Source organism: Alteromonas sp. KUL150 (assembly GCF_009811475.1).
GTDB classification, from domain to species: Bacteria; Pseudomonadota; Gammaproteobacteria; order Enterobacterales; family Alteromonadaceae; genus Alteromonas; species Alteromonas gracilis.
On sequence record NZ_BLIJ01000072.1, the window covers coordinates 37,057 to 61,997 of the forward strand.

At 43.3% G+C, this 24,941-nt stretch carries 19 protein-coding genes; 5 read left to right on the top strand and 14 right to left on the bottom strand.

Translation table 11 applies throughout. The features are described 5' to 3' along the window. Window positions 1-227 precede the first annotated feature (227 nt). From GVO62_RS17420 to GVO62_RS17430, 4 genes are all read right to left on the bottom strand, one after another. Window positions 228-1,688: a phosphomannomutase CpsG gene (locus tag GVO62_RS17420; RefSeq protein WP_159120332.1), complete on the bottom strand. Its 1,461-nt coding sequence runs from the start codon at window positions 1,686-1,688 to the stop codon at window positions 228-230. Between the two features lie 194 nt (window positions 1,689-1,882). Beyond that, on the bottom strand, window positions 1,883-2,173 hold the full coding sequence (locus tag GVO62_RS19690) for a GNAT family N-acetyltransferase (protein ID WP_373996029.1): 291 nt from the start codon (window positions 2,171-2,173) through the stop codon (window positions 1,883-1,885). A 54-nt stretch (window positions 2,174-2,227) separates the two neighbouring features. Beyond that, complete coding sequence (locus GVO62_RS17425) at window positions 2,228-3,091, bottom strand: pirin family protein (protein WP_159120333.1); 864 nt, start codon at window positions 3,089-3,091, stop codon at window positions 2,228-2,230. A gap of 83 nt (window positions 3,092-3,174) precedes the next feature. After that, a complete protein-coding gene (locus tag GVO62_RS17430; protein WP_159120334.1) occupies window positions 3,175-4,140 on the bottom strand; it encodes a glutathione S-transferase family protein in 966 nt (321 codons plus the stop codon). A 215-nt stretch (window positions 4,141-4,355) separates the two neighbouring features. On the opposite strand from GVO62_RS17430, the gene tcdA reads away from it, so the two are divergent. Both tcdA and GVO62_RS17440 read left to right on the top strand, forming a co-directional pair. After that, window positions 4,356-5,132 carry a tRNA cyclic N6-threonylcarbamoyladenosine(37) synthase TcdA gene (gene tcdA / locus GVO62_RS17435; protein ID WP_159120335.1) on the top strand — a complete coding sequence of 259 codons (777 nt, stop codon included), beginning with the start codon at window positions 4,356-4,358 and terminating at the stop codon, window positions 5,130-5,132. Window positions 5,133-5,358: 226 nt separating this feature from the next. After that, window positions 5,359-5,772 carry a hypothetical protein gene (locus GVO62_RS17440; protein WP_105931474.1) on the top strand — a complete coding sequence of 138 codons (414 nt, stop codon included), beginning with the start codon at window positions 5,359-5,361 and terminating at the stop codon, window positions 5,770-5,772. Between the two features lie 31 nt (window positions 5,773-5,803). Here the strand turns inward: GVO62_RS17440 and GVO62_RS17445 are convergent, their stop codons facing one another. Continuing rightward, the gene (locus tag GVO62_RS17445; RefSeq protein ID WP_159120336.1) at window positions 5,804-6,274 is read right to left on the bottom strand and encodes a DUF2919 family protein; all 471 of its coding nucleotides are present in this window, start codon (window positions 6,272-6,274) and stop codon (window positions 5,804-5,806) included. A 367-nt stretch (window positions 6,275-6,641) separates the two neighbouring features. Between GVO62_RS17445 and rimO the strand changes: the two genes are divergently transcribed. Further along, window positions 6,642-8,087, top strand: a complete 1,446-nt coding sequence (rimO, locus tag GVO62_RS17450) for a 30S ribosomal protein S12 methylthiotransferase RimO (RefSeq protein ID WP_159120337.1) — start codon at window positions 6,642-6,644, stop codon at window positions 8,085-8,087. A 157-nt stretch (window positions 8,088-8,244) separates the two neighbouring features. On the opposite strand, the gene GVO62_RS17455 is transcribed toward rimO, so the two are convergent. The 6 genes from GVO62_RS17455 to GVO62_RS17480 form a co-directional block, all read right to left on the bottom strand. Continuing rightward, window positions 8,245-8,904 (bottom strand): SDR family oxidoreductase, encoded by a 660-nt coding sequence (locus GVO62_RS17455; RefSeq protein ID WP_159120338.1) that lies wholly within the window; start codon window positions 8,902-8,904, stop codon window positions 8,245-8,247. A 125-nt stretch (window positions 8,905-9,029) separates the two neighbouring features. Beyond that, entirely contained in the window at window positions 9,030-9,779 is a 750-nt protein-coding gene (gene kdsB / locus GVO62_RS17460; RefSeq protein WP_120959361.1) for a 3-deoxy-manno-octulosonate cytidylyltransferase, read from the bottom strand. 41 nt (window positions 9,780-9,820) lie between these two features. After that, a complete protein-coding gene (locus tag GVO62_RS17465) occupies window positions 9,821-10,015 on the bottom strand; it encodes a Trm112 family protein (RefSeq protein ID WP_159120339.1) in 195 nt (64 codons plus the stop codon). A gap of 5 nt (window positions 10,016-10,020) precedes the next feature. Then, window positions 10,021-11,052, bottom strand: coding sequence for a tetraacyldisaccharide 4'-kinase (gene lpxK / locus GVO62_RS17470; RefSeq protein ID WP_159120340.1), 1,032 nt, complete (start codon window positions 11,050-11,052; stop codon window positions 10,021-10,023). Further along, entirely contained in the window at window positions 11,049-12,797 is a 1,749-nt protein-coding gene (gene msbA / locus GVO62_RS17475; protein WP_159120341.1) for a lipid A export permease/ATP-binding protein MsbA, read from the bottom strand. Before msbA ends, lpxK begins: the two co-directional genes overlap by 4 nt. A 196-nt stretch (window positions 12,798-12,993) precedes the next feature. Continuing rightward, window positions 12,994-15,582 (bottom strand): DNA internalization-related competence protein ComEC/Rec2, encoded by a 2,589-nt coding sequence (locus GVO62_RS17480; RefSeq protein WP_236547222.1) that lies wholly within the window; start codon window positions 15,580-15,582, stop codon window positions 12,994-12,996. Window positions 15,583-15,689: 107 nt separating this feature from the next. Here GVO62_RS17480 and GVO62_RS17485 point away from each other — a divergent pair, with 107 nt between their 5' ends. After that, a complete protein-coding gene (locus GVO62_RS17485) occupies window positions 15,690-16,217 on the top strand; it encodes a DUF2062 domain-containing protein (RefSeq protein ID WP_159120342.1) in 528 nt (175 codons plus the stop codon). Window positions 16,218-16,442: 225 nt separating this feature from the next. On the opposite strand, the gene ligA is transcribed toward GVO62_RS17485, so the two are convergent. The 3 genes from ligA to smc form a co-directional block, all read right to left on the bottom strand. Next, entirely contained in the window at window positions 16,443-18,476 is a 2,034-nt protein-coding gene (ligA, locus tag GVO62_RS17490) for an NAD-dependent DNA ligase LigA (protein WP_159120343.1), read from the bottom strand. Window positions 18,477-18,706: 230 nt separating this feature from the next. Continuing rightward, the gene (gene zipA / locus GVO62_RS17495) at window positions 18,707-20,266 is read right to left on the bottom strand and encodes a cell division protein ZipA (protein ID WP_159120344.1); all 1,560 of its coding nucleotides are present in this window, start codon (window positions 20,264-20,266) and stop codon (window positions 18,707-18,709) included. Between the two features lie 20 nt (window positions 20,267-20,286). Next, window positions 20,287-23,838 (bottom strand): chromosome segregation protein SMC, encoded by a 3,552-nt coding sequence (gene smc / locus GVO62_RS17500; protein ID WP_159120345.1) that lies wholly within the window; start codon window positions 23,836-23,838, stop codon window positions 20,287-20,289. A 241-nt stretch (window positions 23,839-24,079) separates the two neighbouring features. Here smc and cysZ point away from each other — a divergent pair, with 241 nt between their 5' ends. Then, a complete protein-coding gene (cysZ, locus tag GVO62_RS17505; protein ID WP_159120346.1) occupies window positions 24,080-24,817 on the top strand; it encodes a sulfate transporter CysZ in 738 nt (245 codons plus the stop codon). The last annotated feature ends 124 nt before the right edge of the window (window positions 24,818-24,941 follow it).

The window sequence follows — 24,941 nt, forward strand, 5'->3', positions numbered from 1 at the left end:
CAGTGCTGAAGTCATGCGTGGTAGTGGTGAAAAAATAACTTCAATACTTGCCATTAACATGGGGTGACGCTAAAAAATAGCTAATGAAACGTTACGCATAACTATCTTAAGCTTTTGAATAGTATATTTTTTATGAAATGACATAACAAAAAAGGCGATAATATTTCAATACTATCGCCTTTGCTTTTTATCTAACGCTTTGTTATTTAAATTATATAATGCAGCGTTTATTCATCGCGAATAATCGATAGTAACTCTTCTGTTTTCTGTTCCATTAGCGCAATGTCACCCTTACTCTCAACGTTTAAACGAATTACTGGTTCTGTATTCGATTTACGTAAATTAAAGCGCCATGTACCAAACTCGAGACCTAAACCATCGGTAGTATCGACTACGCTAGCTAGTGGCTTATACTTGTTTGTAACACGCTCAAGTGCTGCATCAGCATCCTTTAACTTGCTATTAATCTCACCAGAAGATGGGAATGCTTCGATACGCGCTTTAACCATGCTAGCCAGGGTTTGCTTTTTCACACACACCAATTCAGCAATCAGCAACCAAGGGATCATACCCGAGTCACAATATGCGAAATCTCTGAAATAGTGATGAGCACTCATTTCACCGCCGTATACAGCATCTTCTTTGCGCATACGCTCTTTAATAAAAGCATGGCCTGTTTTCGACTTAATGGGTGTACCGCCTGCATTGGCTACAATGTCTTCTGTATTCCAATACACGCGTGGGTCGTAAATAATTTTGCTGTCTGTGTTCTTCTCGATGAATGCTTCAGCAAGCAAGCCTACGATGTAATATCCTTCAATAAATTCACCGTCTGCGTCGAACAAGAAGCAGCGATCGAAGTCGCCGTCCCAAGCGATACCGAAATCAGCACCTGACCCTTTAACAGCATCAGCCGTGTCAGCACGATTCTCAGGTAATAGCGGGTTAGGTATACCGTTTGGAAATGTGCCATCTGCGTTGTGGTGTACTTTTATAAATTCAATTGGCACACCCTGCGCTTTCATTTCTTTTTCGATAGCGTCTAGCGCTGGTCCCGCCGCACCATTTCCTGCATTCACCACTACTTTTAGCGGCGTAAAATTACTTAAATTCACATAAGAAAGCATGTGAGAAACATAATCAGACATACACGATTTAACAGCATATTTGTCAGTCTGAGAAAGCATCTCTTCTACCACATGGGCAGTACCGTTAAAGAATGCGTCCGCGTTTATCGCCGCACCGTTTGTATAATGCGCTAACCTTTCTGACACATAGCTATCTTCTAAAGCTTCTGCTTTTTCTTTAATAGCGCTCAGGCCTGTATCACCGCTGATGGGCACAGAACCCGCTTTTACCAGTTTCATGCCGTTGTAGTTAATAGGATTGTGGCTAGCGGTCACTTCAATACCACCATCAACACCAAGATGCTTTGTAGCAAAATAGATTTCTTCGGTTCCTGCCATACCAATATCAGTCACCGTTGCACCAGCATCAATAAGACCTGCGCTTAAGGCTAATTTTAATGGTGTTGATGTAAGACGCACGTCACTACCAACAACAACAGTCTTTGCATTTAATTCTTGCGCAAAAGCATAGCCAATTCGATAGGCTACTTCTTCGGTTAGTTGAGCGTTTAGTTCGCCACGAATATCGTACGCTTTAAAGCAGGTAATTGGGGTTGCCATTTAAATCGAAATTCCCTGTGTTTTAACTATTTGTGATTACATTATCGCCTTTTACGACTAAAAAGCGCATACCGCTCTTTTGTTATTGTCGTAAAAGAGATTAGACATATTGATATTAAATCATTAGAGGAAGTGAATTACTAATTCAATTTGAGTAGCGGAACGTTTTGCGGTCGCACTTTAAATTCATGAATTTAAAGTACGAGTTCAAAGTAGATACTGTTATGGAAAACGCCTTGATGTTGATACTTTCGGCGAAAGCACTGAGTAGGACTAAAACCACTCTTGATAAGTACTTTTTCAGAAGCGGGGTTGTTGTTCATAACTTCAGTGTTAAGCAAAGTTATGCCCATTCTTTTGGCCTCATCAATTAAAAATGAGACGCAGTGAGAGACAATCCTTTTTCCACTTTCCTTCTTTACAACTCGATAGCCTATTTCAGCCTCGTTGGTTGCTCCTTGCTGAACCCAATAAAAAGGTATTATTCAAAAGCCCCGTTTAACTACACAAAGTCTAATCAAGACAGACAATCCTTGTCCCTACTTCGCTAATGAGCCGCTTTGATAATCGTTAAATGCCTGAACAATTTCCTGCTGAGTGTTCATCACAAAAGGTCCATATTGCACTACAGGCTCATTGATAGGTTTGCCTGACACCATAATAAACTTGGACTCTGTATTAGTAAAAACAGAGAGCGTCGTGCCCGTTTTCGACAGCACGCCAAGTTCTCCATCACGCAGTACAGATTCTTTACTCGCGTTATCTCTATTAATAGTTAAGCTGCCATCATAAACATAGATAAACGTTGCTTCATCTGAATTTACGTCAATTTCAGAACTCCCACTTCTTAGCGCGATGTCTAAAAAGGTGGGAGAAACCGCCGTTGTCTTAACTGGGCCTTTCACACCATCAATTTCACCTGCTAACACTTTTATGACAGCACCTTGACTGTGTACCGTAGGCACGCAATCTGGCTGTATGTCTTGATAGTTTGGCGCTGACATTTTCTCTACTGCAGGAAGGTTTACCCACAACTGAAAGCCCTTTAATAGCCCTTCTTCCTGCTCCGGCATTTCTTCGTGAATAATACCTCGCCCAGCGTTCATCCATTGAATGCCGCCCGCATCAATCACTCCCTCGTTACCTACAGAATCCTTATGGCGCATTTTACCTGCCAACATGTAAGTAACAGTCTGAAAACCGCGGTGAGGATGAGGTGGAAAACCGGCAATGTACTCACCAGGATTATCTGAGCCAAAAAAATCTAACATAAGAAACGGATCTAAACGAGGAAGGTCAGGCTGACCGATAATACGCGTTAGTGACACGCCCGCACCGTCACTGGTAGCTATACCCGAGACGATCTTTTCTATCGTTTTTGGTCCATTTAATTCAACAGACATATCTTGTACTCACCTACAATTCGCTATAACAAACAGCATTTTATGTTTAATTTTTAATATTGGCATTTGTCTACATTGACGCCCTAGCTTCCCATTTTTTCACGGCCGTGGGATGACATGAGATCTTGCTCTGGCCCCACGGGAATGACCTGTGTCGGGTTTATCATTGTGTGACTATAGTAGTAGTGCCTTTTAATATGCTCAAAATTCACCGTTTCAGCGATACCCGGCACTTGATAAAGCTCTTTCATATAGCCGTAAATATTGGGGTAGTCTGCAATTTGCTTTTTGTTGCACTTAAAGTGTCCGTGATACACCGCATCAAAACGAATCAAGGTAGTGAATAACCGCCAGTCAGCTTCTGTTATTTCACTACCCACTAAGTAACGCTGTTTACTTAGTCTTTCTTCAACTAAATCCAACGCGTTAAACACTGCATTAACAGCTTCTTCATACGCTTCTTGCGTAGTTGCGAACCCGGCCTTGTACACGCCATTATTAATATCGTGATACACCATGTTATTAATGGTATCTATTTCTTCGCGAAGAGCCTCGGGGTAATAATCAACTTCATTGCTGGTAAGAGAATTAAATCCACTGTTAAAAATACGTATAATCTCTGCTGACTCATTATTAACGATAGTTTCAGTTTTTTTATCCCAAAGGATAGGCACCGTAACACGCGTTGTTATCTCAGCTTCCGCTTTAGTATAGATTTGATGTGCGTAATCAAATCCGTAAAGCTTATCGCCCGTTGAGCCTGGGTAGTCTTTAAACTCCCATCCATTGTCGAGCATTTCAGGATGAACTACGGAAACATCAATATGCTTCTCTAAGCCCTTAAGTTTTCTAAATATGAGCGCTCTGTGTGCCCATGGACAAGCTAACGATACATAAAGATGGTAACGACCTGGTTCAACAGGGAACGGCGCCTCCTCATTATCGCTGATTTTGTCGCGAAATTTAGACGCTTGTCGCTCAAACTTACCGCCGCTTTTGCTCGTGTCGTACCATTTGTCTTGCCATTGCCCATCAACGAGTAAGCCCATATTCCCAATCCTTTCAACGTTTATTAAACTATTTTATTATTAAACCATGTATTGTGTAGAACGTATGTTGCGTTAAATCGGATTTATTATTCGAAAAAACTGGAGTGTATTGATTTTTGGTCATCACTTTTGAGATGATGCGCGCCCTGCAGCAGTGACTACGATCATTAGCGCATATCCATACCCTTGTTATTTTTTATTTAGTGAATTAAAGCATGTCTGATGATCCTCGTTTAGGCGGCATTGTGCGTTTGTACGGTGCACAACAAACTAACAATTTAGCCAATAGTCATGTGGCCGTTGTCGGCATAGGTGGTGTAGGAAGTTGGACTGCCGAAGCATTGGCCCGTTCGGGTGTTGGTACTATCACGCTTATTGACCTCGATGATGTCTGTGTAACGAACACAAATCGTCAGATTCACGCACTTTCAAATACGATAGGCGAACCAAAGGTCGAGGCCATTGCGTCGCGTATCGCGCTAATAAATCCTAATTGCAAAGTAAACTGCGTTGAAGATTTTGTCACACCTGAAAATACCGCCTCGCTCTTAACCAAAGAAATGCACGCTGTGGTTGATGCTACTGACAGCATACGTGCTAAAGCCGCAATGATAGCGCACTGCAAGCGCAATAAAATTCCTATTGTTACAGTAGGCGGCGCTGGGGGTCAGATAGACCCAACACAAGTTACTAAAGGCGATTTAGCTAAAACAACGCAAGATCCGCTTGCTGCAAAGCTACGCAGTGAACTGCGTCGAAACTATAATTTCAGTAAAAACCCCAAGCGCCGATTCGGCGTTGAATGTATTTATTCAACAGAACAGCTGCGCTACCCACAGCCTGATGGCTCTGTTTGCTACAATAAATCAGCAATGGAAGGCGGCACGCGTCTCGACTGTGCGGGTGGATTTGGTGCGGTAGTCACAGTAACAGCCACCTTCGGTATGTTCGCTGCTGCTAGCGTAATCAATAGATTAACTGGACAAAAATAGACTTTGGCCGATAAGTTACGCACAATAGCAAAATAACAGTAACGTGCTGACGGCAGATAGTTTTAATTAAAGTGTTTTATTCGTTAGACCCAGAAAATGAATTTTAACTTAGCGCTAAGCAAAACAATCTGGCAGAAAACGCTTTAACAAAGCAACCGTCACGGGTTTTAAAAATTAAAATATTGGTATGTATGCCAATGCCATTCTCGGTGAGAAGGAGAATAAGATGTCACCTGATGAACTCAATAAATTAATGTCAGATTGCGCAAAAGACGCGATAGTAACCGCATCCGATGAGTTCAATATTGTACTGGATAAGACTCCCGAGAGTATTGCGCTAGTTGACGACGTTTTACTTAGCTTTGTAGATAAGTATCACGATTTAGCGTTGGAAGATGAAGCAGTATTTACTATTTGTAATATCTTTGGTGCGTATATTGGTGAAATCCTAAAAGCGCAATTAGACGGCGAATGGATATATGACCAGTCAAATCCTCAAGCGCCAACCGTATTTTTAAAAGTCGGTGATAATACCTATGCATTTGCGGGAATTTGCTATGAACGTTTGGTTAACGACAGTCAGGTAAGCGTTTTCGCTTACTACGAAAAGGCATTGGCCAATCACAAATTCACTCACTAGTGGCTAAAACCTTAAACCAAAAATAGCGCCTTCATGGGTTAGGCGCTTCCCAATCTTCTATCATCCATCTTAAATGGCGACTTTTCGAAATAGCGTAAAGCGCGACGCCATAAAAAACAATTTTTACGCCAGTAATGGCCTCAAATCCCCAGTGGTGGTGCATGGCATAATAAAGTTGTGTGTTAAATAGAAGCAGTACGCCAAACTGTGCAAGTGGAATGACTAGGCGGCGCCATTTTGTATACCCTTTTTTCCACAGCCTATCTCTTTGGCTAACCAACACAAGCGCTAAAAGAACCGGTAAGCTAGCGACTAATCCAATGCCTAAACTTTCTTTTTGTGGATAGAAAAAGGCGAGTAAATCACTGGTTTGGGTTCGAGACGCCAGTGAAAAAATAAACGCTAGCCAATCGATGCATAACAGAATAGACACAGCGTATAACCATCGAGGTGGCAGTATTCGCCCTGACTCGTCGTAACATGAGAGTGGAAGTTTTAGCATGCGTTCACTTTTGTCATCTCTACTATTCATCATAGAACGTAAGCGTTCTAACTAATGGGAATTTTTTCTTCTGAAGAGTTCAAGGTGGGGGTGACTTCATTTTTTTAAACACATTAATTTTCAAATACGCTCTGTAACCTAAACGCTTGTCTTCATCTCGCCTTTTTTATTAAATTTCATACCGTTCCAAGTTCGTACCGTGTCACAACACTGTACAACGCTTGTAACCTGCTGTTCGTGTTTTTATGCTTTATCCTCTACATTAAACTAGCAACGATTTATCGCTTAAAACTACTGCGTATTAATGCGAGTTACTGTATAATCCGCGGCCATTTTAGACACAGTCATTTGCCAGGTGATATTTTAGATGACAGTAGAAACGTTTGATCCGAACAAAGTAGTAAACAAAACCACAACGCTTGAGACGCCCGTGAAAGTGCTTAGTGAAAACAAGCCTTCAGACCAACGCATTGGCAGCAGAATTGGTTTTGTTAGCTTAGGTTGTCCTAAGAACTTGGTTGATTCTGAGCGTATTCTTACTCAACTTCGAACCGAAGGGTATGATGTTGTTCCTACCTATAACGACGCCGATTTAGTTATCGTTAACACCTGCGGATTTATAGACGCAGCTGTTGAAGAGTCGTTAGACACCATCGGAGAAGCGCTAAAAGAAAATGGCAAAGTTATTGTAACTGGTTGTCTCGGTGTAAAAGAGGATGAAATCCGAGAGCTTCATCCAAACGTGCTTGCCATTACTGGCCCCCATGCTTATGAAACTGTTGTTGAGCAAGTGCATGAACACTTGCCAAAGCCCCAACATGATCCTTTCGCAGACCTCATCCCTGACCACGGGGTAAAATTAACCCCTCGTCATTACGCTTACTTAAAAATATCAGAGGGCTGCAATCACCGCTGTACGTTCTGCATTATTCCTTCAATGCGGGGCGACCTTGTTAGCCGCCCTGTCGGCAACGTGCTAGATGAAGCGAAGCGCTTAAAAGATGCTGGGGTTAAAGAGCTTCTGGTTATATCTCAAGACACCAGTGCTTATGGCGTGGATGTAAAACACAGAACAGGTTTTTGGAATGGCATGCCTGTTAAAACTCATATGCAGCAGCTATGCGAAAAGTTAGGTGAAATGGGTATTTGGGTTCGCCTTCACTACGTTTACCCTTACCCTCATGTCGACGACCTGATCCCACTGATGAATGAAGGTAAAATCCTTCCTTATTTAGACATTCCATTCCAGCACGCAAACAAGCGCATCCTGAGGCTGATGAAACGCCCTGGTAGTGCTGAACGCGTGCTTGAGCGTGTCAAGAAGTGGCGTGAACAGTGCCCTTCTCTCGTAATTCGTTCAACATTTATAGTGGGTTTTCCAGGAGAAACTGAGGAAGAATTTGAAGAGTTGCTAGACTTCTTACGTGAAGCTCAACTTGATCGCGTTGGTGCCTTTGCTTACTCACCTGTGGAAGGCGCTCGCGCAAATGATTTACCTGATCCTGTACCAGAAGAGGTGAAACAAGCTCGTCTTGCTCGCTTTATGGAAGTACAAGGCGAAATAAGCGCTGCTAGGTTACAAGCGAGAATTGGAAATGAGTATCAAGTCGTCATCGACAACGTTGATGCGGAAGGCGCCGTTGGTCGAACCTACGCTGATGCACCTGAAGTGGATGGTTTAGTTCATCTCAACGGCGTTTACGATGTAAAGCCTGGCGACCGAGTGTGGGCTGAAGTCATCCACGCTAACGAACACGATGTGTGGGCCGTACTTTCTGAAGACCAAGACGAAGACGGCGATACCGCAGAATAAATAATCAAGCCAGAGTTACGCATATTACATCAATGCGCTACCTGGGCTTTTGCTGCGTTACTTGGCAATAAAAAACCCTATCGATTACTATTTTTCGATAGGGTTTTTCGCATTTAAGGCTTAGTAAACTCGTAGTCAACGGTGATTTTGAGCCACGCTACCAAGGTAATTCTTCACCGTTTGAGTGAATAAAGCGGCCAGAGTTGTCTACAGTAAGCTCATCAATACGACTAGCCAAACGCTCTGCGCACGTATCAGCGTCGATGTCGCCTGCTCCGTTAACCATTTCGGTTTGCACAAATCCTGGGTGGAAAATGCCAACTGCAATTCCCTTCGCCCTAAGATCGTTTGCCATCGATACACCAGCGGCATTTAACGCGGCCTTTGACATGCGATAGCCATAATACCCACCCGAGCCGTTATCAGACATAGAGCCCATTCGACTTGTTATCAACGCTATTTTTGCATCCTCTGCTAGTGCTGGTAATAGCGATTGAGATACTAATAACGGTCCCATCGCGTTAACGCGAAACTGATAATCAATCGTATTGGGATCCCAGTCATCAATACTCTCTCGGCCAAGCACTCCTGCATTATTGATAAGCAAATCAATTTTTATGTCCATCAAGGGCGCCAGTTTTTCAGCCAACGTCTCCGGACGTGCTACATCGACACCACTGACAATGTTAACGCCGGCACTGTTTAACTCGTCGCAACTATTACGGCACGTCGCATAAACTTTCGCGCCTCTTGCTTTATATTGCTTGGTAAGCGCAAGGCCAATGCCTCGGTTACCACCTGTAATAACTACATTCATAACGAATCCCTTGTTACTTTTTATGTGCTTAAATCAGTCTTATAATTTTAAAAATGAACGTGTGAGTAAGCCAATTACACCTAATTGGCGAAGACCAGATAAAACGACTCATCACGTTTACTTCGCTATTTTATAGTCTTTAAAAGACGTTCTAGATCTTCAGGCGTATCAATTCCAACAGGCGGTGGCGCCGACGCTACTTCACAGTGGATTTTATCGCCGTACCATATTGCGCGAAGCTGCTCTAGTGACTCAATTTGTTCAAGAGCGCTTGGCGCATATGAAACGTACTGTTTAATGTAATTGGCACGATAGGCGTAAATACCGATATGACGATTATAAAGTGCGGTATTAGCAGACGTAGGGTTAGCCATCATATAATCCCGCTCAAACGGTATTGGCGAGCGTGAAAAATAAATCGACTCTCCTTTTTGATTAACCACTACCTTTACAATATTGGGATTAAATACATCTTCAACACTCGCGATAGGCGTCGACAATGTCGCCATTTGACATTGCGGCGCATTCGCTAAGTTAGTAGCAACCTGATTAATATTTTCGGCAGGAATAAAAGGTTCATCTCCTTGAACGTTCACCACTATTGTGTCGGAAGAAATTCCCTCTTTTTCTACGACCTCTGCGATACGCTCAGTCCCAGACTGATGGTTTACTGAAGTCATGCATACATGAGCAAAGCCAAGAACTACATTTTTAATCCGTTCATCATCTGTAGCTACAATGATGTTATCAGCACCCGCTTCTGTGGCACGTTCAACCACATGTTGTATCATGGGTTTTCCGTCGATAAGTGCTAATGGCTTGCCAGGAAAACGACTTGAACCGTATCGAGCGGGGATCACAACTGTAAATGACATATATTTCTTTCGCCCTTACTGTCTACTAGTTAAACGGGTTATCAGCGCGTCGCGTCTACTTCGTCTAGCGACAGTGATATTGCCTTGCTTTCTATTAACACTGGGATACCGTCTTTGATTTCATAGGCTAACCTATCAAACCGACACACTAGCTGGGTGTTATCTTCGTTTAATACGAGTTTTCCCTTACATACTGGGCAAGCCAAAACTTCTAAAAGCTTTTTATCGAACGCCATTGTTGTTATTCCTGTCCGTTCTGGTGAATATTTAAACCTGCGTTTGCAAGTTTCACGTTTATTAAGTTAAAAAAATCTGGGGCTAAATGCGCACTAACAGGCAAAAACCAACAGTCATTATGTGCAAATGGTGCGGCTTTTACTGCATCCTTTTCTGTCATTAGCACCCTTCCATCTGGAATATCAGACGACGAGATAGCGTGATGATCGGCTAAGGGATGGGTAACCGATAAGTCAATTCCCATTTCCCTAAGCTGACTGAAAAAGCGCTGAGGAGAACCGATACCTGCGATGGCACTACAGGGAATCTTTCTAATTTCTTCTACCGTTGTGGTTTTCATCCTATTAGAAACTGATGTGAAGTCTCCAGGAACCAATGTCATAAGAAATTGTGGCGATACTGCACTGTCAAACGTTGGCATAGAACGGCTGTTATGAACAAGAGCATCTACGGTACCCAGTCTCCATTGGCCTTCTCGAAGTGGTCCCATTGGGAGCAAATATCCGCTACCTACCTTTCTATCATCCATGACTACAATTTCAACATCTCGATGGAGCGCATAATGCTGCAATCCATCATCGCAAATTATCAGTTCACACTCTAATTCATCCGTTAAGTAGGCAGCTCCCCTCGCCCGCACGGGATCAATAACTACATCACTCTGGCTGCGAATTGCCAGTAATCTGGGTTCATCGCCTACTTCAGACGCGTCGTCGTCACCTTTCACTAACCTTGGGTATACGGGTGAATTAGCGCCGTAGCCGCGACTTAAAATACCTACCTTTAGGCCTCTCGCTTGATAGTAAGTCGCCAATGCTAAAACTACGGGGGTTTTGCCATTGCCGCCAACAGATATATTGCCCACTACGATGACGGGTACCTTAGCTTTAAATGCTTTTTTAATCCCTATTTTAAATAACAGTCGTCGAATAGCGGATACGAAGTAAAAAAGCAAAGCGAGTGGCGCAAGAAGCCAAACAACCCCGTGACCAAAGTACCACTTATCGTGAAGAGTCGCGTTTTGCCTTTGGCTCACTTTGTCTCACCAAACTGCAGTGCATGAAGTTGTGCGTAATGGCCCCCTTTTTCAAGCAGCGCGTCGTGTTTACCCTTTTCAATAATCTCACCTTGTTCCACCACCATAATGCAATCTGCATTTTCAATTGTAGACAAACGGTGTGCTACTACGATGCTGGTGCATCGTTTTTGCAATGTTTCTAATGCGTCTTGGATTAAACGTTCCGACTCTGTATCAAGGGCTGATGTGGCTTCATCTAAGATAAGTATAGGTGCGTCTGCAAGTATGGCGCGAGCAATCGCTATGCGCTGGCGTTGACCACCAGAGAGCATAAGGCCATTCTCCCCAATAACAGTATCTAAACCATCAGGAAGGTTTGCCAGGAATTCCTCAACATGCGCAATTTTAGCTGCATTTTCTATCTCTTTCCGCGAAACATTCTGTCGAGCGCCATAAGCTATATTGTTGGCGATAGAGTCATTAAACAGCGTGACGTTTTGAGATACCACTGCAAACTGAGCGCGCAGATCTTTCAAATCGATGTCGTTAAGCCCAACATCATCTAGCCGAATTTGCCCTTTTTGCGGAACATAAAAACGAGTAAGCAAAGAAGATATGGTAGATTTCCCGCTTCCTGAACGCCCTACTAGTGCAATGGACTGCCCAGGGTTGGCGGTAAAGCTTACATTGGTTAATGCTGGCGTCTGCTTTCCTGGGTAGTAAAAGGTAACGTCATCAAACTCTATTTTGCCTGTAGCTCGCTTTATTTTGGTTTCACCTTTGTCTTCTTCATCCGCTTCATCCAGGATTTCGAAAATACTTGCGCACGCAGCCATTCCCTTTTGAAATTGATTATTAATAGTGGTCAATTGTTTAAGAGGCTTAAGCAGCATAACCATACAGAACACGACATTAATAAAAACACCAGCGGTAAGCTTTTCTAGCATGCCAGGTGTACTGGCAATGAATAAAACAACGGCAAGCGCTATGGATGCGATAACTTGAATAGATGACACACTTAAAATAGACGTGACGTTGAGCTTCATTGACTGCTGGCGATTATGGTTGTTTTTCTGTTTAAAGCGCTCTTGCTCTATGTCCTGACCGCCAAACATGATCACAACTTTATGACCTTTTACTGCCTGCTCTACCGAAGAGGTAAGGTTTCCCATAGATTGCTGAATATTTTTGCTAACAACGCGGAACCGTTTACTAACAATAGACACGATAATCGCAACCACCGGGCCAATGAGAAGAAAAATTAGCGATAGTTGCCACGAGTAATAAAACATGACGCAAAGAAGTCCTATTACTAACGCTCCCTCTCTCACTAAAGTAAGCAGCGCTTTACCAGAAGCGTTAGCCACTTGCTCAGTATCGTACGTAACCTTGCTTATTAAGCCACCCACCGCGTGATGATCGTGAAAAGACACTGGTAAATGAATATATTTTTCAAACAACTGCTGGCGCATGCGCATCACAACTTGTGCACCAATCCAACTCAGCGTATAGCTGCCTAGAAAATTGAACACACCACGCAATAAAAACAACGGTACAATTGCGAAGGCTGCTAAACGAAGATAGTCGTGGTCGTTTTTCCCAAGAGATTCGTCAATCATCGGCTGAAGCTGAGAGAATACAAACGTATCTACCGCGGAATAGCCAATCATACCGATAATGGCAAAAACGAATGGAACTTTGTACGCCTTTAAATACTGTAAAAAACGTTTAATTTGATAATCCGAGTTGTCGGCTTTCTGCATGTAGTTATTTTAACCTGTCTAAAACGTTGGCAAAAACGCGTTTTTTCTATTGTACTCGTTCTCGCTTTAATTCACTAATATAGCGATAAAATTGATTAGTCTGTCGACGACTTGAGTAATGTGTGGTCAGTTGCTGCTCATTTAAAGGTTCTGCGAAAACTACGCTCAGCAGTCAGTGGATTCCATAGAAATCAGCTTAAAGGTGTCGCGGAGGCTTGCCCTTTAAATACCATCGTTTTTTCAAATCACTACGTAGCGTGTTAACTTCAAAACTTCCTTTCCTAAAGGTTACGAGGGTATAGCCTTCTGAGCTTGTAAAATATTGCTGTACGTTGTGCTGCCTGTAGCGCTCTACAACATTTAACGCAGGGAACCTCCATCGATTTTCGTACCCTTGGGTATAAATTACCGCTTTCGGTGCCACATGCTTAATGAAAATATCCGTTGAGGAGGTCTTGCTACCGTGGTGTGGTGCAATCAATATATCCGCATTAAGCGCTGACGTTCCTCTCGCTAACTCCTTGGTAATTAGAGCATACTCACTTTCTTTTTCGATATCGCCTGGAATAAGCACACTGCCAGATTGAGCTGCAATTCTAACTACACACGACATCGCGTTATTATCTTGATCATTGCCTTTTAGTGGCCACAAAAAACTGATGGTTAGCCCCTGCCAATCAAACATTGTATCTCTCTCGCAGCCAAAGGTTGGAGAGTAAAACGTGGCATTATCTGCAATGGGGTGTGCCATCACTGTACTTAGACCGCCGGCATGATCATTGTCACTATGGGTATGAATAACATGGTCCACATGCTTCACTTTAAGATTTTTAAGTAGTGGAAAAAGATATTGCGTAGCTGTCATAGCATTACCACGAAATTGCGCGCCAGAGTCGATGATAATGGCTCTATCACCTTTGGTAACAGTGATGGCACTGGCCTGCCCTGCATCAAGCACATGCAGCGCCCAAATCTCATCATTAGGTGGTAACCATTGGATTAAGGAGGTACCCAACGGTAGCGAGAGTAACACTATGCAAAGGCGCTTAAATCGCCAGTAGGGTAAACAGAAAAGAATGATAGCGCCTAAAAAACAAAGTGCACTTGATGTGTCTATGAATAGCGTAAAGGCACTCAAATCTAGATCACTCAAAAAAGCCAAGAGTGAAAGCAAATAGCCGAATAGGTAGTCACTCCATTTCAGTACTTCTACAGCAAAATTACCAACAAAAAATGTACTAAAATAATAACTAATGAGTAGCGAAATCAGGCAAATCGGTAATAAAAGCGTTATAACGGGCAGCGCTAATAGATTAGCGACAAGCGATACAACGCTCACATTGCCAAACCAAATAGTCGTCAGCGGCATCATGATAACCGTCAACGCTATTTGAAGTTTTATTATTGCGAAATACCAGAGTTCTCGCTGTATGCTAAGCGTATTTATAAAAAACCAGATGCAAATAACTGCACCAATACTCAAGTAAAAGCTCGCGTTTAGTACAGAAAAAGGAAATAGCAGTAAGCATAGGGCTAGCATGGCCAGGCCAATATTAACCGACCGCCACGCCACTTTGAATATCGTGAGTAGGCAACCAAGTGTAAGTAGAAGTAAAGCGCGTACTACTGGCAGAGCCATACCACTGAGTAACGCATATAAGTAACACACGGCAATTACACAAACTAAAATCCATACTCTAAGGCCAGTATTTTTTAAACTAAACAAGCAACCTTTATGCTGTACTTTATATGCGTAAAACCCCACTAGCTGTAAGAAAGCAAGGCGCCTTAGCCTGCGTAATAACTCAAATACTTGAACTAGGATAAAAATAAAGGGAATGAATACAAAGAAGCACACTCCAGCTACTATCGACAAATGCATACCTGAGATACTAAACAAATGCCCCGTTCCTGTGCGCTGCAATAGGATCCAGTCGTCTTGGGTAAAGTGCGTTTTATTACCAAGTAATAATGCACTCCACCATGAGTGATGTGTAAGATTCAAACTCGACAACCAATCGGCTAACTCGTTACGATGGCTGTGCTCGTGGTGAGTCCTTTCTGTATGTAATGCCTTAATGTAACCAGTTGCATAGATAAACTGACTCACTAAATATTGCTGTCGACTAAAACCAACGGGGTTCGCAACGCCATAAGCGGGCTTTAGTTTAGCTACAGCAGTAAAAACGTCTCCATCGTGCAGGCAGGATGCCTTTGCTTTTTTGGGTAGAGATTCATCGTCGCTACGCTTAAAAGTAAATAAATGGCTGGTAACGCCATGATTTTCAGCGCGATACTGGGAATGGCTGAGCCTAACCTTAAATTTAAGGCCGGCGAACAACAATGCTTTAAAGAATGGAGGATTAAAAAATTCTCGTGTGCTTTGTCCGTCTACAGACTGAATAGCTACAATATATTGATGGTAATCTTGCGCGTTAAGCAAATCATCTGATAAACATCCGCCAGAGATAACGTGCCCTACTATTGTGACATCTTGTTGAATTTTGTGCTGAGGCAGTTGCCAAGCATAGTAAAAATGCCCTAAACTCGCCACCCATAGAACACCTACAAACAAACCATTAATCGCCAAGCACAGCAGGACTTCCATCACTGCTTGCCCAGTAATGCTACCGTGGTTTTGATAGAACAGTATAATTGAGCTGGTTACTACGAGTAAGGCAAGCATTACCGCCATGCTTTGTGTAGAGGGAAGTTCTCGCCAGAAAACTGCACTTATTGCGCCAGCGCAAAAACAGCTTAGCCAAATTGTGATACTATTGACCATGTTTTTACGTAGGAATTTCTAGTTATCGGATATGGTTTAAGTAAAAACACGCAGTATTGGTCCATGTTCTGTCTTTTTTGATTTTTTTTCGAGATGCATTGATATTTATGCCTAAGAAATTTATTCGACGTTTTTTGCCAAGCCATCAAAGCATCAAGCAAAACAAAGCTTTAAAAATATTCGGAAGCGTCCTACACGAGCCTAATTTATGGCACCTAAATCGCCGTTCAGCGGCTGGCGCTTTTGGAATCGGCCTATTCTTCGCGTTCTGGCCAGTGCCTTTTCAGATGTGGCTTTCTGCTGGTTTAGCCATTCCTTTTCGAGTGAATTTACCGCTTTCAGTCGCAACCGTATGGGTAACTAATCCCTTCACTATTCCTCCTATATTTTACGGCGCTTACAAAGTTGGAACTACTGTACTCGGGACCAAACCTGAACACTTTGAATTCCAGTTCAGCTGGCATTGGGTAGTGGAAAGTATTAATACCATAGGGCCTGCGTTTTTAGTGGGTTGTGGTATTTGCTCGGTGGTGTTTGGCTTGGCGGGGTATTTTTCGTTAAATTGGGTTTGGCGTTTTCAAGTTAAAAAGGCATGGGAAAGACGTCGTCAATTGCGCAGTCAGCAAGCTAATTAAAACCAATACCTTACTGAAATATTGTTGATCCTTAAGTTTTAAGGTGTTTTTCACCACTGGATAAATAAGAACGCCACTTCATTGAAGTGGCGGTTTTTATGATGAAATCAGATTCACTGATAAGCACTTTCGATATGGGCACTTTCGAAATGGGCACTTTCGAAATTGATACCTTCGAATTACTCTCCATGCCCTTTACAAAAAAATTATAAAGGGCACGTTAGATTATTCGTGCTCAGACAAAAACGTTAGCAGGGCAGCTTCGTCCCATACTTCGACATCAAGTTCCTGCGCTTTTGTAAGCTTTGAGCCCGCTTTTTCTCCAGCAACCAAAAAGTCAGTATTTTTACTTACCGAACCGGCAACTTTAGCACCTAATAACTGTAACCGTGCTTTTGCATCTGAGCGTCCCATTTCGCTAAGTGTACCTGTAATTACACAAGTTTTACCTTCCAACGGCAGGTTTTCCGCATCAGGTTTTTCGATGGCTGGCCAATGCACGCCTTCTTTTAAAAGTGCATCAATAACATCTGTGTTATGAGACTCATTAAAGAAATTGAAAATATGCGTAGCTACCACACCACCCACATCTTGCACTTCAACTAGCGCTTCAAGCGATGCGTCTCGAATAGCTTCAAGGGTTTCGAAGTGCGCGGCTAAATTAGCAGCGGTCGCTTCCCCAACTTCCCGTATACCTAATGCATAAAGAAACTTCGCAAGGGTAGTCTTCTTCGATGCTTCCAACGAAGATAACAACTTGCTTGCTGACTTTTCCGCCATTCTTTCAAGGCCGACTACGTCACCCAGTGAAAGCGTAAAAAAGTCTGCGGGGCTATGAACCAGGTCAGCATCTACAAGCTGGTCAACTAATTTGTCACCCAGACCGTCGATATCAAATGCTTTACGCGAGGCGAAGTGCTTAAGTGCTTGTTTACGCTGCGCTGCACATATTAAACCACCTGTGCAGCGTGCAACGGCCTCGTCTTCAAGCTTTTCAACCTGAGAGTCACACACTGGGCACTGGCTTGGAAAAGTGATGTCGGTTTCATCACCTGTACGATTAGCCTCTACTACTGATACCACTTGAGGAATAACGTCACCGGCGCGACGAATAACAACCGTATCACCAATCTTAACGCCCAAGCGCGTAATTTCATCTTGATTGTGAAGCGTTGCATTCGATACCGTTACGCCACCAACAAATACCGGCTCTAGTCGCGCAACTGGGGTTATAGCACCCGTACGTCCAACTTGGAATTCAACATCAAGTAAGGTAGTCACTTCTTCCTGCGCCGGGAATTTTTGTGCTATCGCCCAGCGTGGCGCCCTAGCCACAAATCCAAGCGCAGCTTGAAGATCGATGCGGTCAACTTTAAAAACCACGCCATCTATATCGTACGGCAGGTTGTCACGCTTTTCTAAAATACGGTTGTAGTAGTCGAGGCAACCCCTACCGCCTTCTGCAGTATCGATATCAGGGCACAGAGGTAAACCCCATTGACCAAGTTGCGCTAATCGCGCACTGTGTGTAGAGGGTAAAGTGAAACTCTCAGGCTGTACTACACCTAATGAATAGGCGTAGAACATCAGCGGGCGTTTAGCCGTTATTTTTGAATCTAGCTGGCGCAGGCTTCCTGCTGCTGCGTTACGAGGGTTAGCAAAAACCTTTCCTCCGGTTTCTTTCTGTTGCTCATTTAGTTTTGCAAAACCTTCTCTTGGCATAAATACTTCACCGCGCACTTCAACACGAACGGGATAATGATCGCCGCGAAGCGTTAAAGGCACGTTAGAAATAGTGCGAACATTTGCGGTAATGTTTTCCCCTACCTGACCATCACCGCGCGTTGCTGCACGAACCAACTCGCCATTTTCATACAAGATGCTCACTGCAAGACCGTCTAACTTAGGCTCACAGCTGAAGTCCATAGTTGCAGAGTCTTTCAATCGATCTTTCAGCCGCTTTTCAAAAGCAAGCAACGATTCTTCATCAAAGGCATTGTCTAGCGACAACATTGGCACATCGTGCGTAACCTGTTCAAAAGATGAGAGAGCCGCTCCCCCCACTTTTTGACTCGGTGAATTTGGACTTAAAAGTGTTGGATATTGCTTTTCTAGCGCAATTAGCGCCTGCATGTCTCGGTCGTAAACCGCATCAGGAACAGACGGTTCATCAAGTACATAATACTGATAGTTGTATTCATTTAAGGTGTTGCGAAGCTCGGCAACTTTTTGTTGTGCTTGTTCTAAAGTGTCAGACATGGAATTTGTTGTCACGTATTAATCATTGAGAGTTTTACAGGGTGTTGTCTTTTAAAATCACTTGAGACAACGATTTATTTTTTTCAGGCACCAATAACAACGCGCTAGCGTCATTCCACTAAAAGTGAGAATGAATCGGCCACTCTTTCGCCCAATCTAATTGAAAAGGACTTGGGTATAAGCCAAGTCCTTGAGCGTAGTGAAAGCGCAAAAAATAGCGTTTAGGTAAGCTAATTACGGGAGATCATTCGTTTGCGTTCAAACTCACGAATTTTCTCAACATATTGCTGCAAACCCTGTTTAGTTAAAACGCTACGTCTTCCATCTAAAACCTGAGCGCCAAATTCATCGGCTAGTTTACGTGCCGCATTATGCATCATATTAAACACCTGATGCGGATCGCCTTCGATAGGTAGAATCATGAACAAGGAAACACCTTGGGTTTCAAACGTTTCAAGGTTGTCGATATCAAATACCCCAGGTTTAAACATATTGGCTAAGCTAAATAATACAGGCCCCTTACCATTGGAGTTAACGTGACGATGGAATATATCTTGGTCGCCAAATTTAAATCCAAGCGTAAGCAACATGGGTAACAGTGCAGCGCCAGAAATTGGTTCACCTTCTGGGGTTCTAACGTTTAACACCAAAACTTCAGGGTCAATACTAGACGACTTGCTCTGAGACGCTGAACTTTCATTCGCTGTATTTTCAGTGCCATTTGCATTGAAGCTATCTTGTTCATATTCAGAGATATTTTCTTCGCTGGTGTCGAAGTCTATGCGCATCTGATCGTCGCCAAAGTTTGGCTCTTCCCGTCTTCTTATTGGCGATTTACTGCGCTTGCTACGCGCAAAACGCCTTGGTTGTTCATTTTCTTGTTGCGCATCACTCAGTTTATGAGGCTCTTCAGGCGCATCTAAACTGAAGTCAGCCGCTTCCCTCTCATTTCTTGCAGGTGGAGCAGTGTCTACCGATTCTTCTTCAACCGTAGGATCAATATAAAACTTTTGCGCCGCTCTGCGTTGCTCTTCACGGGGCTTTTCACTTTGAGTATCAGCGTATTCGCCTGTCGAAGCAGTATTGCCTTGTAAATGATGGAATTCGCTGTCTGCATTATCAGATACATTGTTTGATTCTGCGTTACGGTAACTTTGTTCAGCTGATGTTATACCTTGAGACGATGTCGAAACCTCTTCATCCGCACCTTCGCGAAGTAAAAAACCTGGAGGTTCTGGAAATGCAGTTCCACCACCGTTACCGTCACTCGATAAAGTATCTGCAGGACGGGACACCCCCTTCATATGTGGCTTTGGATTGGTGACCACAGACCCATAAAGTTTTGGCTCATCAGGTTGCGGCGCTTTGTGAGGTTGATTTGAGGGCTTGTTTTTGTCCCCATCGCCTACAGCGTCTTCTCGGCTTTCGCCGGCAATTGTCTCTTTATAAGCGCTAGATGATTCAGATTGCGGCGCTTTTGTATGAAGGTCTGCATCAGCCACGTCATGCTCAACTAAACGTTCATCGTCGTTATAAGTATTTGACGACGCGCTTTTCGCATCTTCTGGTTGTCCAACAACTCTTACTGCACCAATTCCTAGCTCGTCAAATCCTTCCTGTGATTCTGAATCGACATCGTTATCATCAGCATCCTGCCATTGTCTTGGCTCTAACCGCTCTTTTGCAGCTGGCTTACTGTTTTTACGAATTTTCCAAATACCGTGGGCTAGCACTGCAATAATGAATACCGTGCCCCCTAGGAGTAAAAATAGACGTAATTGATCTTCCATTTAATTTCTTTCGCCCTTTGTTATGCTTCTGCGAAGGCGACAGCTTCGTCAACATCTACCGCTACCATGCGAGAAACACCAGGTTCCGCCATGGTTACACCGGTAAGGTGGCTTGCCATTTCCATCGCTATTTTATTATGGGTGATATAAATAAACTGCACTGTTTGTGACATCTCTGACACTAGGTTACAAAAGCGCCCTACATTTGCATCATCCAATGGTGCATCTACTTCATCCAACAAACAAAATGGTGCTGGATTTAATCTAAAAATAGCAAACACCAATGATAAAGCGGTTAACGCTTTTTCTCCACCGCTTAAAAGGTGAATCGTACTATTTTTCTTACCGGGAGGGCGAGCCATAATAGTCACACCCGTTTCAAGTAAATCGTCATCGGTTAACGCAAGATAAGCAGAGCCCCCACCAAACACTTTTGGAAAAAGTGATTTTAAATCTTCGTTTACTTGCTCAAATGTTGCAGAGAAGCGAGTGCGCGTCTCTTTATCGATTTTACGAATAGCTGACTGCAAGGTTTCTAGCGCTTCGGTTAAATCGTTATGCTGGGTATCTAGATGAGATTTTCGCTCAAACTGGGTTTCATATTCTTCCACCGCGGCTAGATTGACTGCGCCTAAACGCTGTAGATTTCCTTGGGTTCTTTCGAGGTCGTCCTGCCACCGCGTTTCCTCCGCATCATCTGGCAGCGTTTCAAGGATACTTTTTAATGATTGCTGAGTTTCATTAAGCTGCTCCAAAATAGTGTTCGCGCGAACTCGATACCCTTCAATATCTATATTAAGCTTATCGATGTTAGTTTGGCGCGCCTGAATATCTTTTCCAAGCAATTGGTGGCCTTTTTCGGCCTCACGTAGCCACTGTTCTATATCGTCTAGCGCCGCTTGCTTTGTGCGCTTCATTTCTTCAAGTTCCGCTTTACTATCAAGTAACGACTGAAGCTCGGCCGCTTGCACTTCCTGTGGCGAAGTAAGCTGAGTAAGCTCCTGCATTAACCTATCTTTATTTTTGATGTATTCTTCGCGCTGCTGAAGGTTACGCGCAACCTGTTGATTATATAGATTTTGATGGTTTTCTAGCTGCTGTTTTTTAAGCGCAAGCTCATGATTTTGCGAGGTAAGTGAGTCTACCAAAGCGCGTAGTTCTGTGGTGTTTCGCTCATTAGCTTCACGCTTGGTGTTCACTTCATCTATGTGCACTTCATGTTCAAGAATTTGTGCTTCTTGAAGCTCTAGCTTTTCCGAAAGTTGCGCTAGTTGCTCCTCTTCTTTAGCTAGCATAATTTCTTGCTTCTCACGTTCCTCATTAAGCTTTGTAGTACGTGAAGACTGCTGTTCTTGCTGCATCTCAAGCAGTGATAGCTTGTTCTTTAACTGGGTAAGTTGATTCTCTTTTTCACTTATATTGCGTTTCAGTGTTAGGGCTTGTGTCTCAGTTTCTGCAAGTGAATCCTGCGCGTTATTCAGTGACACCTCAACTTCCGCGATTAGATGCTCGGTAGCCTCAACAGTAGAACCAAGTGCCTGAATTTTATTTGCCCTTTGCAATGCACCGTCGTTCACCTCACCAGGCTTCACAACCCATTGCTCACTTGCCCATAGTCCTGATGGGGAGATGAAGCTAGTAAACCCTTTTGAAAAATAGTAATGCAGCTTTTTACCATCATCAGCAACGCTATTAATTAGCGAGGTAAGTTCCTCATCATTTTCGCAAAGAAAAATATCATTAAAAAATGCCGGCACGCGATTGCGCGACGACACGTTGTTTTGAGGGCTTTCACCTTGCTCACAAACTTCATTAACTAACTCGCTCGCCAGTGAACCTGATTTTGCGTTGGTAACAAACGCCGAATTCGAAAAGACTTTTATTCCGCTGGGCAAGCTTTCTTGTTGACTAAGAAGCGCCTCAATACTGTGGCTCGTTGCAACAACAGGGTCTTTTATATGTTGTAGTATGGCTTCTACACAAGGTGCTAAGCTCTCTTTAGGCTGAAATTGTTGCCATAGCTTTTCGATTCCCTCAAGACGTGTATCGTCATTATTAGCCGCATCTTGTTGAAGCGCTTCGAGTGCAGCCATTGTCGAGCGTGCAGTTTGCAGCTTTCCCTGCGCCTCGCGAAGCGTCAACTCCAATTCCTTAACCTGAGCTTTTTGATTTGAGGACATCTCGTTAACAGCACCGAGCGAGGCTTGAATCTCTTCTATCTCAAGTTCAATTTCTTCACATTGACCGGTCAACAACGCAATTTGATTCGTATAATCTTCGTTATTTATCTGTGTTAATTCATCGTTTATTTCACTAATTCGCTGCGATGTTCGCAGCTGCATGCTCATTGTCGACTGAATTTGGCTGTGACACTGCTGCACATGTTGTCGTAGTTGATTGTAAGTTTGCTCTTGCTCTCGGGATTTTGCGTTAAACTCTCTAAGCGCTTGCTCAGCATCTTCGAACCGCTCTTTCGCGCTGTCTAATTCAGCTTCTTTCAACGCAATTTCGGGTTCAATACTCTCTAGCGCCTCGCTTGATACTGCAAGTGCCTCTTGCGCTTCCTCAATGGATTGGTTGAGCACTTCATGCTGCTCACTAACTCTTGCTAACTCTTGCTCTACCTGCACTTTACGCTGTTTAGCATGAAGCGCATTTTGCTCTAGACGGGTTATCGCATTGCTAGTTGTAAAAAGCTGTTGCTGCAGATCATCAATAATCTGTTTGGTTTCTACCTGCTTAACTTTGTATGACTCAAGCCCTGCCTCGTCACCTTGTAACCTTGCAACTAAGTCATCAATTTCAAGCTGAAGGGCTTGCTGCTGCTTTTGTAACGCTTCTATGTGTTCACTATTTTTTAAAAAGCGGATAGCCGCTAGCTGACCTTTGAGTTCTCTGGCTTGTGCTCGTAGTGTTTTATAACGGGTAGCAGCGGCAGCTTGCCGCTGCAGTTTCTCAAGCTGTTTGCCAAGTTCATCACGAACATCATTCAATCGTTCAAGATTATCTTGTGTGTGCCTTATGCGATTTTCAGTTTCTCTGCGACGTTCTTTGTACTTTGACACGCCTGCGGCTTCTTCGATGAAAACGCGGAGATCCTGTGGTTTAGACTCAATTAGCCGTGAAATCATGCCTTGTTCGATAATGGCATAAGAACGTGGTCCTAACCCTGTTCCTAAAAACAGATCCGTTACGTCTCGTCTACGGCATTTGGTGCCGTTAAGAAAATAGGTAGAAGTAGCATCTCGCGTAACTAAACGTTTAACAGAAAGCTCATTATAATTGGCAAATTCACCGGCTATTCGCCCCGCGCTATTATCGAAAACAAGTTCGACACTGCACTGCCCGACCGGCTTACGGGAAGATGAGCCGTTAAAAATCACGTCGGTCATAGCGTCACCACGCAAGTTTTTAGCGGAACTCTCTCCTAAAACCCAGCGAACGGCGTCGATAACGTTTGATTTCCCGCATCCATTAGGGCCAACAATAGCCGTCATTTCTCCGGGAAAAGGAATAGTAGTGGGCTCGACAAAGGATTTGAAACCCGCGAGCTTTATCTTTTTAAGTCGCATATGTCATTCCTCTGTAAAACAGAGTCAGCGGCCGAAAGAGCAAAAAGTACGACTGAAAAAGCTGACGAATTAGGAATGATGCAATCACACGTAAGATTCTTTTGTTATTATGTCTCGACTCTACCAAATCTAACAGCTTGTAACAATTACCATTTAAGTGAGTGAGGCAGAGTTTGCGCCTTGCGCGTATGATAAAGCAGATAGTCATAAAACTTGGCGTTTTCACGCAAAAGGAGTAGGAATGAGTTCAGGTGGTGTACATTATTTTTTTGAAGGCTTCTCGCTTATTAAAACCAAAGGGCTTAAGCGTTTTGTTTTTGTGCCTCTTACCATCAACTTAGTGCTGTTTTCCGTGGCCTTTTATTTCTTATTTGGCCAGATTGAAATGGGCATTGCCTATGTTATTGACCTTGTCCCAGAATGGTTGGGTTGGATAAAAACAGCAATCAGCTTTTTCTTATGGCCCTTAGCGGTAATCAGCGTACTCTTAATTTTCGCGCTTATTTTTGGCACCCTCGCTAATTGGATAGCCGCACCTTTCAATGGGGTGCTATCAGAAAAAGTAGAGCGACATTTGACTGGTCAAGACTTAGGCGATGAAGGCGTAATGTCTTTAGTTAAAGATATTCCTCGCACCGTAGGCCGAGAATTCACAAAATTCATTTGGTACGTGCCTCGCGCCATTGGCTTTTTACTATTATTTTTCTTTCTCCCCGTCATCGGTCAAATCCTGTGGTTTTTATTTAACGCATGGATGATGGCTATTCAATATTGCGATTATCCTTACGATAATCACAAGGTAGATTTTACTCGTATGCGTTTGCACTTAGGCGAACACAAAGGTAAGGCGATGACCTTCGGAATGATGGTTAACGTTTTTTCTCTTATACCTGTGGTTAACTTTATTGTAATGCCAGTGGCAATTTGCGGCGCTACGTCTATGTGGATTCGCGAACTTAAGCATACTCTTCACGACTAAGACCACACGTCTCGTATCAAAAATGGTTACGAACACATTCAATTAGAAAGCTAGAAAATATTGCGCCTATATTAATTTACTTATTTAAGTGAATATGCGGCGCATTTGCTGTCATTGAAAAACA